The organism is Sphingomonas bacterium, from assembly GCF_903643035.1.
Taxonomy (GTDB): Bacteria; Pseudomonadota; Alphaproteobacteria; order Sphingomonadales; family Sphingomonadaceae; genus Sphingomonas.
Genome location: NZ_CAHJWW010000083.1, coordinates 1 through 10,388, shown reverse-complemented (window position 1 = coordinate 10,388; position 10,388 = coordinate 1). Strand labels below are relative to the sequence as shown.

Here is a 10,388-nt window from a genome sequence, read left to right as displayed (position 1 = left end):
ACCGCGTCGAACACCCCCTCGTCCGCGATCCATTCGACATGGCCGAGCGGCGCCGCGAGCGCGACCGCGAGCGCGCGCGCCGCATCGTCGGCGCGATCGGCGTGGAGCGCAGTCACTCCGGCGCCGATCGCGACCGGCAGGTTGGGCATCGCGCGCACGATCGCGCGCGCGGCCGGAAAACGGGTCGCCAGCGCCGCCTCTTCCACTCCGGCCAGGATCGACAGCAGCAGCGGTGTCGCGGTCGACGCCAGCAGGGGTGCGACGGCGTCGAGCTGCTGGGGCTTGATCGCCAGGACGAGCGCGTGCGGACCGTTCCCCAATGGCGGCGCGGGAACCACCTTCGTCCCGGAGGGGACGTCCGGGCGACCCGGATCGACGACCGTAACCCGCCGCGGATCGAGCCCGCCCGCGACCCAGCGGTGCAGCATCGCCCCGCCCATGTTGCCGCAACCGACCAGCCACAGGGTCATCGGCAGATCATCGCCTGCCCGCGCCGCGTCGGTCACGCTTCCCCGTGCGTCTCGACCATCGCCGCGGCGATCGCCTCCTTCGGCGTCTTGCCGCCCCACAGCACGAACTGGAACACCGGATAGAAACGCTCGCACTCGTCGATCGCGGTCTCGACCAGCAACTCGGTCGCGGCGAGCGACAGCGTGCCCTCCTCCTCGCCGTCGATCATCGCGGCGTGGCGGTACAGGAGGATGCCGCTCGACGACCACAGCTCGAAATGGCCAAGCCACAGCTGCTCGTTCACCAGCGCGATCGTCTCGTACATCGCCGAGCGCCGGTCGTCCGCGACCTTGATGTCCGGAAACGCCAGGAACTGGAGCACGCTGTCGTCGTCGCGCCACAGCGCGCGGAGCTCGTATTCGGTCCAGCTGCCCTTCACCTGCGCGACGATCTCGTCGTCATGGCGCTCATGGGTCCAGCCGTGGGCGGCGTAATAGGCCTCGAGCATGTCGACGGGGGCGGCCGGCTCGTGGCTCTCGTCGGAGTCTTCCAGCATCATGCGCGTTCTCCCGGCATCCGCGTCCGATCATGCCGCAACGGGACGGGATCGGGCAATGACGATATGCAAGCTGCGGAAGGCGAAAGGCGGATCAATCGGTCAACCATCGACCTCGTCGATCATCGGCGCCGGATCGAGCAGCGGTGCAGCCGCAGGGGACAGCTCGGCCTGCGCGGCGGGCACATGCGCTGGCGAGGCATCCGGCGATGCGGACGCGGCGCCCGCCTCCAGCGCGTCGAGCCGGGCGCGCAGGGCGTCCGCATCGTCGCGCGCGGCGGCGGCCATGGCCTTCACCGCCTCGAACTCGTCGCGACCGACGAAGTCGAGGCCGCCGAACCACTCTCTCGCTCGGCTGCGCGCGCCCGCCTCCGCCTCGCGGCCCATGCCCGCCAGCGTGCCCGCGGCACCGTTCACCATCTTCACGATATCGTCGAACATCTGGTTCTGGGACTGCATCGGGCACCCGCGCGCAAGAGGATAGCTCAGGGAATGATCTGGGTGCTTGTCGCGGAGGGCGCAAGGCTTTCCGCCCCGGGGTTGAGGTGGCCAATGCCCCAGGTCAGCGCGCCCGCGTAGCACAGCCAGGCGAGATACGGGACCATCAGCCAGGCCGCGAACGGCCGTATGCGGCCGAAGAGCAACGTCGCGACCAGCGCCACGACGAAGATCGCCGCGACGAGCACGGCCGCGGCGGCGATGTGGTGGGCGCCGAAGAACACCGGCGTCCAAGCGAGGTTGAGCGCGAACTGGACGGCGAACGCCAGCACCGCCACCCAGCGACCCTGTGCGCCCCTGGCATTCAGGACGACCGCCAGCGCCACGCCCGTCGCGACGTACAACAGGCTCCACACAGCCGGGAACAGCCAGCCCGGCGGCGTGCCGGCAGGCTTGGCGAGCGCGAGATACCAGCCGTTCTGGTCCCCCGCCGGCACGCTGCGTCCCGACAGGAAGCCGAGCAGCAACAGGAACGGTACCGTCACGCATACCCAGCGCAGGAGCGATACGTGCAACTGGCGTCTGGATGCGATGGCGCTCAAGCGTGTTCCCTTCCCGTCCGGTCCCTGCCGTGTCGCAAGTGCCACGTAAACGATCGATATTGCTTAACCGTTGCCGTCGCGGTCCAGGCTATACGTCGTTTGCGGCATTGCGGACGGCGGCGAGCAGGAACTCGGCATTGCCTTCCGGGCCGGTGATCGGGCTGCGCTCGACGCCTTCGGTGCGCCAGCCCCGTTCCCCGAACCAGGCGGCGGCCTCCGCGCAGACCCGCTCGTGCACCGCCGGATCGCGGACCACCCCACCCTTGCCGACCTCCGCCCGGCCCGCCTCGAACTGCGGCTTCACCAGCACCAGCGCGCGTGCGGCGGGCTTTGCGAACGACAGCGGCCGCTCGAGGACCTTGGCGAGGCCGATGAAGCTCGCATCGCAGACGATCAGGTCGACCGCTTCGGGTATGTGCGCGGCCGTGAGGATGCGGGCGCTGGTCCGCTCGTGGACCATGACGCGCGGGTCCTGGCGCAGGCTCCATGCGAGCTGGTTGGTGCCGCTGTCGATCGCGTACACCCGCGCCGCGCCGCGCTGGAGCAGGACGTCGGTGAAGCCGCCGGTGGACGAGCCGACGTCGACCGCCACCGCGCCCGCGACGTCCCAGCCGAAACGCGTCAGTCCGTGGTCGAGCTTGATCCCGCCGCGCGAGACCCATGGGTGGTCTCGCCCCCGTACCTCGATCGGAGCATCGTCGGGAACCTGCTCGCCCGGCTTGGCGACCTTGCGTGTCCCTGCGAACACGAGCCCCGCCATGACGAGCGCCTGCGCGCGGGTGCGCGACTCGGCGAGCCCCCGCTCGACAAGGAGATGGTCGATGCGGAGCCTAGCCATGGAACGGGCCGACGATCGTCAGCCGGCCGACGGTCCGACTCCTCCCGTCCGCCACCAGCGCGTGGGTCGGGGTATTCGCGTCCGGGAGGGACGTCGCCACGGCCGGTCGGTTCCTCACCCTTGGCGAAAAGCCGTCGGAAAGGGCGTGGTCACGTCCGGCGATGGATCATCACGCCCGTGCGCCCTCGGTCACGCCCGTGCTGTTGTGCCGCAGCGCCTTCAGCACCGTGTCGACGATCGCCTCGGCATCCAGCCCGGCCTGCGCATATTGCAGCTCCGGCTTGTCCTGATCCTGGAAGCTGTCGGGCAGGCGCATCGTGCGCAGCTTCAGGCCGCCGTCGATCAGGCCCTCGTCGCTCGCCAGCGTCAGGACGTGCGCGCCAAGGCCGCCGATCGAGCCTTCCTCGATCGTCACCGCCACCTCGTGCGTGGTCAGCAACCGGCGGATCAGCGCCTCGTCGAGCGGCTTGACGAAGCGCAGATCGGCGACAGTGGTCGACAGGCCGCGCGCCTCCAGCTGGTCGGCGGCGCGCAGCGCCTCGGCAAGGCGGGTGCCGAGCGACAGGATCGCGACCTTCTTGCCCTCGCGCACGATCCGTCCGCGCCCGATCTCCAGCCGCTCCGGCACCTGCGGGAGCGCCACGCCCGTGCCGTTTCCGCGCGGGTAGCGCACCGCGATCGGGCCGGCGTCATGCAGCACGCAGGTGTGGGTCATGTGGACCAGCTCGGCCTCGTCCGCGGCAGCCATGACGACGAAGTTGGGCAGCGTCGCCAGATAGGTCACGTCGAACGATCCCGCATGGGTCGCGCCGTCCGCCCCCACCAGCCCGGCGCGATCGATCGCGAAGCGGACGGGCAGGTTCTGGATCGCGACGTCGTGCACCACCTGGTCGTAGGCGCGTTGCAGAAATGTCGAGTAGATCGCGCAGAACGGCCGCATCCCCTGTGCCGCCAGGCCGGCGGCGAAGGTGACGGCATGCTGTTCCGCGATGCCGGTGTCGAAGAACCGGTCGGGATAGGCCCTGGCGAACGAGTCGAGCCCGGTGCCCGACGGCATCGCCGCGGTGATCGCGCAGATGCGGGGGTCGCCCTTCGCCTCCCTGGTCAGCGCGGCGCCGAACACGTTCTGATACTGCGGCGGGCCGGGCGGCGCCTTGGCCTGCGTACCGGTGATGACGTCGAACTTCTGGACGCCGTGATACTTGTCCGCCGCCGCCTCGGCCGGGGCATAGCCCTTGCCCTTCTTGGTGACGACATGGACCAGGATCGGGCCTTCCTCGGCATCGCGCACATTCTCCAGCACCGGGATGAGATGGTCGAGATTGTGGCCGTCGATCGGACCGACGTAGTAGAAGCCCAGTTCCTCGAACAGCGTGCCGCCCATCGTCATGCCGCGCGCGAACTCGTCCGTCTTACGTGCGGCGTCCGCGAACGGGCGCGGCAGCTTCTTGGCGAACCGCTTCAGCAGCTCGCGCAGCCCCAGGAACTCGCGGGACGTCACGATGCGCGACAGATAGGCGGACAGGCCGCCGACCGGCGGCGCGATGGACATGTCGTTGTCGTTCAGGATCACCACCAGCCGGTTACCCGCCTGCTCGGCGTTGTTCATCGCCTCGTACGCCATGCCCGCGCTCATCGCGCCGTCGCCGATCACCGCGATGCCCTTGCCGGGCTTGCCCGCCAGCTTGTTGGCGACGGCGAAGCCCAGCGCCGCGGAGATCGACGTCGACGAATGCGCGGCGCCGAACGGGTCGTACTCGCTCTCGCTTCGCTTGGTGAAGCCCGACAGGCCCCCGCCCTGGCGCAGCGTGCGGATACGGTCGCGCCGGCCGGTCAGGATCTTGTGCGGATAGCATTGGTGGCCGACGTCCCACACCAGCCGGTCGCGCGGCGTGTCGAACACGTAATGCAGCGCGGTGGTCAGCTCGACCACGCCCAGCCCGGAACCGAGATGGCCGCCGGTGGTGCCGACGGCGGAGATCACCTCCTGCCGCAACTCTTCCGCCAGTTGGCGCAGCTGGTCGGGGTGGAGCCGGCGCAGATCGGCGGGTACGGACACGGAGTCGAGCAGCGGGGTCGCGGGGAGATCGTCCATCGGCGGCACTTAACCGACGCCAATCGCGGTGTCGATTGATACGATCGCACGCCGGCTGCCCCCGCCAATACTTCGCGCGACAAGGCTTATCCTCGTCGTATGGGTGTCGCCCGGCGTGCCGCGGCCGGCTCCCGGCGGTCCGGGCGCCAGGCCCGCCGTCGCCGTCGCCGCCCCGATCGGCGCGCCCGTCGCGGCCACGGCTTAAACACGGGTGCTTCCTTGGAATCCGGTCCCGCAGGGACTAACTTCCCATCATGCTCCAGGTCAGCCGCAGCTTCGTCACCACCGCGCGACCCGCGCTGCTGGCCCGCTGGCTCTACATCGTCGCCGCGCTGATCGTGGCGATGGTCGTGGTGGGCGGGATCACCCGGCTGACCGAATCGGGCCTGTCCATGACGACGTGGCAGCCGCTGACCGGTGCGATCCCGCCGATCACCGACGCCCAGTGGCAGGCGGAGTTCTCCAACTACCGTCGCATCCCGCAATATGCCGAGCTGAACGCCGGCATGACGCTCGCCGGGTTCAAGTCGATCTTCTTCTGGGAGTATCTGCACCGGTTGATGGCGCGGGTGGTCGTGACCGCCATGATCGTGCCGCTGATCTGGTTCGCGGTGCGGCGGCGTATCCCCGTCGGCTATGGCGCGCGGCTCTGCACCCTCGTCGCGCTGCTGGCGTTGCAGGCCGCCGCCGGCTGGTGGATGGTGTCCTCGGGGCTGCAGGAGCGCACCGAAGTCAGCCACCTGCGGCTCGCGACCCACCTGCTGCTCGCGATGTTCACGCTTGCGGGCACGATTTGGACGGCGCTCGATCTCGCCTCGCTGTCCCGCGGGCCGGTCTCTGCGCCCGCCCGTCTGCGATGGGGCGCCGCCGGTGTCGTCGTCCTGCTGTTCGTCCAGCTGATGTACGGCGCGTTCACCGCCGGGCTGCGCGCCGGCTATGCCTTCTCGAGCTGGCCGCTTATGAGCGACAGGCTGTTCCCACAGGACGTCCCGATGACGACGCCGGCCTGGATCAACGGCATGGACAACCCGATCGTGGTTCAGTTCATCCATCGCTGGCTGGCGTTCGCGGTGGCGGGCGCTCTGGGCTGGCTGGCGTTCCGCGCGTTCCGGATCGGCGCCGCCGGGCCGGCGCGCGCGGTCGTGCTGCTGGTGTCCCTGCAGATCGCGCTTGGCGTCTCGACGCTGATGTCGGGCGTCGCGATCCCGATCGCGGTCGCGCATCAGGCCAACGCCGCCCTGCTGGTGATCGCCGCCGTCGCCGCCGCCCATGCGATCGGACGCCGCACCGCCTGAGCCGGCCGGATTGCTGTCCCGGTACTTGCTCCGGTATCTGGATACCCGTCCGGGAAAGCCCGCTCTGCTTGACTTTTGCGACGTTGTCCAGCATTCGGCCGCCTTGCACCGCCTCCGGTCGGAGGCGGTTCCGGTTCCAGAACAAGGTTTTCCGCCCATGAAGGCGCTTATGAAAGCCACCAAGTCGGTCAAGCCGCACGAGGTGGACAAGAAATGGCACATCGTCGATGCCGACGGCCTGGTGGTCGGTCGTGCCGCATCGATCATCGCCAACGTCCTGCGCGGTAAGCACAAGACCAGCTTCACGCCGCATGTCGACTGCGGCGACAATGTCGTCGTGATCAACGCGGACAAGATCCGCTTCACGTCGAACAAGGCGGAGAAGAAGGTCTACTACAAGCACACCGGCTATGCCGGCGGCATCAAGGGCGTGACCGCGGCCAAGGTGCTCGACGGCCGCTTCCCCGAGCGCGTGCTGGAGAAGGCCGTGGAACGGATGATCCCGCGTGGGCCGCTTGGCCGGCAGCAGATGCGCAACCTGCGCATCTTCAAGGGCACCGAACACGACCATGCGGCGCAGACCCCGCAGGTCCTCGACATCGCGGGCATGAACCGCAAGAACAAGGTGGGCTGACATGTCCGACGATCGCCAGTCCTCCGACTCCCGCCAGTCGCTGGCCGACATCGGCGCCGCGCTGAACCAGCAGCGCGAGGCCGTGGTCGCCCGGTCCGATGCCTCCGCCGAGGCGTATATGGAGGGCCAGATTGAGGCTCCCGTGATGCGCGCCCCGCTGCGCGAGCAGGAGATCGACAAGCAGGGCCGCGCCTATGCCACCGGCCGCCGCAAGAACGCGGTCGCGCGCGTGTGGCTGAAGCCCGGCAGCGGCAAGATCACGATCAACGGCCGCGACAGCCAAGTTTATTTCGCGCGCCCGACGCTGCGCCTCGTCATCAACCAGGTGTTCGGCATCACTGAACGCGAGGGCCAGTACGACGTCGTCTGCACCGTTAAGGGCGGGGGCCTGTCGGGCCAGGCGGGCGCGGTGAAGCATGGCATCAGCCAGGCGATCACCCGATACGAGCCGGTCCTGCGCGCGCCCGTCAAGGCGGCCGGCTTCCTGACTCGCGACAGCCGCATCGTGGAGCGCAAGAAGTACGGCCGCGCCAAGGCGCGTCGCAGCTTCCAGTTCTCTAAGCGATGACGTGTTCGGGATGGCGAAAGCCATCCCGACACCTGCCGTGTCGACCACCGGCAACGGCACAGACTCTTCCGGTCTATGGCGTGGCCGGACTGCTCAAGCACAAATCACTCAAGTCCGGATCGTTTCGCTGCGCTCGCAACGGCGATCGTCATCGCGGTCATGGTGAGGCGATCCAGTCTCGGATCGGACCGCCGCAACCAAAACGGCGCTTTCGCTCCGTCCTCATATCTTCTTGGTCAGCTTGGTCGCGATCTCGTACATCTCTTCCGGCGCATAGTCCGGCGTGAACACGTTGGGCTGTCCCGCCAGCTGGTGGATCTTGCCACCGTCGGGCATGCCATCAACGACTTCCAGATTGCCGGGAGGATCACCGGGCAACGCGACCTCGTCGTTGCTCCAGATGCCGGCCATCTCCTTATAGTCGTCCGGGCTGAACGTGTAGAGCCGGCGATGCGAACCTTCGTCCAGGTACTTCTGGCACTCGGGAATCTTGCTCAGCTCGATGTTCGGCGTCGGCAGCATCTTCTTGAGGTCGACGCCGGTCAGCTTCTGGATCGCGAGCGCATAGGAATGCGCGTGCACCGATCCGCGTACCAGCAGATAGCCGCACACCTCGCGCCCGGTAGGATCGCTCAGCGTCTCGTACACGCGCAGCTTGTGCAGCCGCGCACCGCACTCCAGGTGAAAATTATGCAGCAGGTCGGTGATGACGTTGCCGGTCGTGGTGATGAAGTCCTTGTTCCAAGACGCACCGTTGCTGTCCGCCGGCGTCACGCCGCCGCCGTTCGACAGGAACGAGGCCGCGAGGCGGATGTTCGTCATGTCCTCGAACGGTGCGCCCGAGATGTCGCCGCCGTCGCCGGTGTCGTCACCGTCCGGCCCGTTGGCGAGCATCGCCACGCCGTTGGAGACGAGTTCGACATGGCCCAGCTCTTCCGCGGTAATCGACGCGACCAGGCTGTAGAAGGGCCTGAGCTTGCTCTTGGAACGAAAGTTGAAGCTCTGGAACATGTAGTTGCCCAGCGTGGACATCTCACCGTATTTGCCGCCCAGCAACTCCTGCAACGCGGCGGCGGCGTTCGGGTTCTTCGCCTTGGGAGCGGGGAGTTCGGCTTGCAGCTTGTCGACGCGCATGAACATGGGTCGGACCTTTCCATGGAGGAAATGCGCTAACCGACCGTCCTCGGGCTTGGTTGCCGGCAATTACGGGCAAATCGCAAATCGTTACCTTCTGTAATCGCTGAAAAATCGTTACGCTGGCGAGAGCCCGGGTACGGTTGTGGTGGGCCGGGACAGGCGCAGGATCGGCCCTGCGACAGGCGGTCGCTTCCGGCCGCGACGCATTGCTTGCCATCAAGCGACCGGCCCGGCCCGATCGACCCGACCTGACCCGACTTGGTGGCGCCGTCCTCTCGCGGCGGCTATTTGCCTTGCCGCGTCTTCATCATCGCGACGAACGCGGTCGCGGCGGCCGCGATCGTCTCGGTCGGATGGGCCGCGCACTGAGCGTGCATGAAGCCCTTCATGTCGTCGGGCGTCAGGCCACGGCCGATGTCAAAGCCGGGCGGCGACACGTAGATGTTATAGGCCGACATGACGCCGGCCACGAAGAAACGGTTGCCGGCATATTCCGACGGGTCCGCCTTGGTTTCCGCCGCCGACCAGTCGCTGCACAACTTATGTCCCGGGCCATAGGTGACGGGGCCGCCCTGAACCGGAGGCTGCTGCGCTGGAAGCTGCTGCGCCGCGACCGGGGATAGCGATGCGACAAGGATGGATGCCAGTATCAGCTTCATGATCATCTCCGACATGACGAACGCCGCCAGACCTTGGCCACCGGCGCGCGCGGGTCCGCGCTTCGTCCTGACTAGTCCGTCCATTTTTCGCTGTCGAGGATCGGCGGACCCCGCGAGGTTCCGGTGACCAGACAGGCTCCTCACATCCGCACCACCATCCCGATCCGTTCCGCCTCGCCCAGGTCATGCGTCACCATCAGGATCGGCAGCCGGGCCTCGTCCCTCACCCGCTCGATCGCGCGCAGCACGTCCTCCCGCCGGACCTCGTCCAGGCTCGCGGTCGGCTCGTCGAGCAGCAGGAAGGCGGGGTCGCTCAGCAGCGCGCGGCCGATCGCCACACGCCGCGCCTCGCCACCCGAGAGCGCGCGCGGCCAGCGATCGAGCAGGCCGGCGATGTCGAGCAGCCGTGCCACCCGGCCCAGCGCCCCATCCGCATCCGCTCCGCGTGCCGCGCCGTAGCGAAGGTTCGCACGCACGGTCAGGTGCGGGAACAGTCTGGCGTCCTGGAACACGACACCGGCGCGGCGGCGCTCGGGACGCAGGTCGGCCCGGGCCGCGTCGTCGAACAGCGTCCGGCCTCCGACGCGGACATGGCCGCGATCTGGCCTGAGCAGCCCGGCGACCATCATCAGGACGCTGGTCTTGCCCGCGCCCGAGGAGCCGAACAGCACCGTTGCCCCCGCCAGGCTCCGGACGACCGCGCCCAGCACGCGGTCGCCGCGCCGCACCGTCACGTCGATGTCGAAGGCTGCGAGGGCGTCGGCCGCGGGACCTGCGCCCTTGAGGTCGGCGCCTTCAAGGTCCGCGCGGCGATCAGAGCACATGCGTGCCCCGCCCCACCCGCCGCACCAGCGCCTCCGACGCGACCAGCGCGACGAGGCTGATCGCGACCGAGATCGCGGCCAGCCGCCACGCGGTCGCATCGCCGCCCGGCCGCTGGAGCGCGGCGTAGATGGCGAGGGGCAGCGTCTCGGTCTGTCCGGGGACGTCGGCGACGAAGGTGATCGTCGCTCCGAACTCTCCCAGCCCGCGCGCGAACCCCAGGACGACGCCCGCCAGCACGCCCGGCGCGGCGAGCGGCAGCGTGATCGTGCGGAACACGCGGCCACGCCCAGC

Annotated in this window: 13 protein-coding genes; 3 read left to right on the top strand and 10 right to left on the bottom strand. The window is 68.6% G+C overall.

Features of this window, described 5'->3' with window-relative positions:
• The 6 genes from HUV01_RS07225 to dxs form a co-directional block, all read right to left on the bottom strand.
• The coding region (locus HUV01_RS07225) for an NAD(P)-binding domain-containing protein (RefSeq protein ID WP_217430942.1) at positions 1-470 on the bottom strand (470 nt) is incomplete at its 3' end.
• Positions 471-502: 32 nt separating this feature from the next.
• A complete protein-coding gene (locus HUV01_RS07220) occupies positions 503-1,009 on the bottom strand; it encodes a YbjN domain-containing protein (RefSeq protein ID WP_174297627.1) in 507 nt (168 codons plus the stop codon).
• 99 nt (positions 1,010-1,108) lie between these two features.
• Positions 1,109-1,465: an accessory factor UbiK family protein gene (locus tag HUV01_RS07215; RefSeq protein ID WP_174297626.1), complete on the bottom strand. Its 357-nt coding sequence runs from the start codon at positions 1,463-1,465 to the stop codon at positions 1,109-1,111.
• Positions 1,466-1,491: 26 nt separating this feature from the next.
• On the bottom strand, positions 1,492-2,046 hold the full coding sequence (locus HUV01_RS07210; protein WP_174297625.1) for a TspO/MBR family protein: 555 nt from the start codon (positions 2,044-2,046) through the stop codon (positions 1,492-1,494).
• A gap of 88 nt (positions 2,047-2,134) precedes the next feature.
• A complete protein-coding gene (locus tag HUV01_RS07205) occupies positions 2,135-2,884 on the bottom strand; it encodes a TlyA family RNA methyltransferase (protein ID WP_174297624.1) in 750 nt (249 codons plus the stop codon).
• Positions 2,885-3,053: 169 nt separating this feature from the next.
• Positions 3,054-4,979, bottom strand: coding sequence for a 1-deoxy-D-xylulose-5-phosphate synthase (gene dxs / locus HUV01_RS07200; RefSeq protein ID WP_174297623.1), 1,926 nt, complete (start codon positions 4,977-4,979; stop codon positions 3,054-3,056).
• Between the two features lie 254 nt (positions 4,980-5,233).
• On the opposite strand from dxs, the gene HUV01_RS07195 reads away from it, so the two are divergent.
• From HUV01_RS07195 to rpsI, 3 genes are all read left to right on the top strand, one after another.
• Complete coding sequence (locus HUV01_RS07195; RefSeq protein ID WP_174297622.1) at positions 5,234-6,274, top strand: COX15/CtaA family protein; 1,041 nt, start codon at positions 5,234-5,236, stop codon at positions 6,272-6,274.
• A 157-nt stretch (positions 6,275-6,431) separates the two neighbouring features.
• Positions 6,432-6,908 carry a 50S ribosomal protein L13 gene (gene rplM / locus HUV01_RS07190; RefSeq protein ID WP_174297621.1) on the top strand — a complete coding sequence of 159 codons (477 nt, stop codon included), beginning with the start codon at positions 6,432-6,434 and terminating at the stop codon, positions 6,906-6,908.
• A 1-nt stretch (position 6,909) separates the two neighbouring features.
• Entirely contained in the window at positions 6,910-7,476 is a 567-nt protein-coding gene (rpsI, locus tag HUV01_RS07185) for a 30S ribosomal protein S9 (RefSeq protein WP_174297620.1), read from the top strand.
• Positions 7,477-7,698: 222 nt separating this feature from the next.
• Here rpsI and HUV01_RS07180 read toward each other — a convergent pair whose 3' ends face one another.
• The 4 genes from HUV01_RS07180 to HUV01_RS07165 all read right to left on the bottom strand — a co-directional run.
• Positions 7,699-8,616 carry a manganese catalase family protein gene (locus HUV01_RS07180; RefSeq protein ID WP_174297619.1) on the bottom strand — a complete coding sequence of 306 codons (918 nt, stop codon included), beginning with the start codon at positions 8,614-8,616 and terminating at the stop codon, positions 7,699-7,701.
• 281 nt (positions 8,617-8,897) lie between these two features.
• Positions 8,898-9,272, bottom strand: coding sequence for a hypothetical protein (locus HUV01_RS07175; RefSeq protein WP_174297618.1), 375 nt, complete (start codon positions 9,270-9,272; stop codon positions 8,898-8,900).
• A 140-nt stretch (positions 9,273-9,412) separates the two neighbouring features.
• A complete protein-coding gene (locus tag HUV01_RS07170; protein WP_174297617.1) occupies positions 9,413-10,096 on the bottom strand; it encodes an ATP-binding cassette domain-containing protein in 684 nt (227 codons plus the stop codon).
• Positions 10,086-10,388, bottom strand: a 303-nt coding sequence (locus HUV01_RS07165; RefSeq protein ID WP_174297616.1) for an ABC transporter permease subunit, incomplete at its 5' end; no start/stop codon positions are given. The genes HUV01_RS07170 and HUV01_RS07165, both read right to left, overlap by 11 nt.

What these genes read in the sequence shown, in the direction of transcription:
- rplM (WP_174297621.1), top strand. Translation starts at nt 6,432, where the DNA reads ATGAAGGCGCTTATGAAAGCCACCAAGTCGGTCAAGCCGCACGAGGTG.
- dxs (WP_174297623.1), bottom strand. Translation starts at nt 4,979, where the DNA reads ATGGACGATCTCCCCGCGACCCCGCTGCTCGACTCCGTGTCCGTACCC.
- HUV01_RS07220 (WP_174297627.1), bottom strand. Translation starts at nt 1,009, where the DNA reads ATGATGCTGGAAGACTCCGACGAGAGCCACGAGCCGGCCGCCCCCGTC.
- HUV01_RS07195 (WP_174297622.1), top strand. Translation starts at nt 5,234, where the DNA reads ATGCTCCAGGTCAGCCGCAGCTTCGTCACCACCGCGCGACCCGCGCTG.
- HUV01_RS07215 (WP_174297626.1), bottom strand. Translation starts at nt 1,465, where the DNA reads ATGCAGTCCCAGAACCAGATGTTCGACGATATCGTGAAGATGGTGAAC.
- HUV01_RS07180 (WP_174297619.1), bottom strand. Translation starts at nt 8,616, where the DNA reads ATGTTCATGCGCGTCGACAAGCTGCAAGCCGAACTCCCCGCTCCCAAG.
- HUV01_RS07170 (WP_174297617.1), bottom strand. Translation starts at nt 10,096, where the DNA reads ATGTGCTCTGATCGCCGCGCGGACCTTGAAGGCGCCGACCTCAAGGGC.
- rpsI (WP_174297620.1), top strand. Translation starts at nt 6,910, where the DNA reads ATGTCCGACGATCGCCAGTCCTCCGACTCCCGCCAGTCGCTGGCCGAC.
- HUV01_RS07205 (WP_174297624.1), bottom strand. Translation starts at nt 2,884, where the DNA reads ATGGCTAGGCTCCGCATCGACCATCTCCTTGTCGAGCGGGGGCTCGCC.
- HUV01_RS07175 (WP_174297618.1), bottom strand. Translation starts at nt 9,272, where the DNA reads ATGAAGCTGATACTGGCATCCATCCTTGTCGCATCGCTATCCCCGGTC.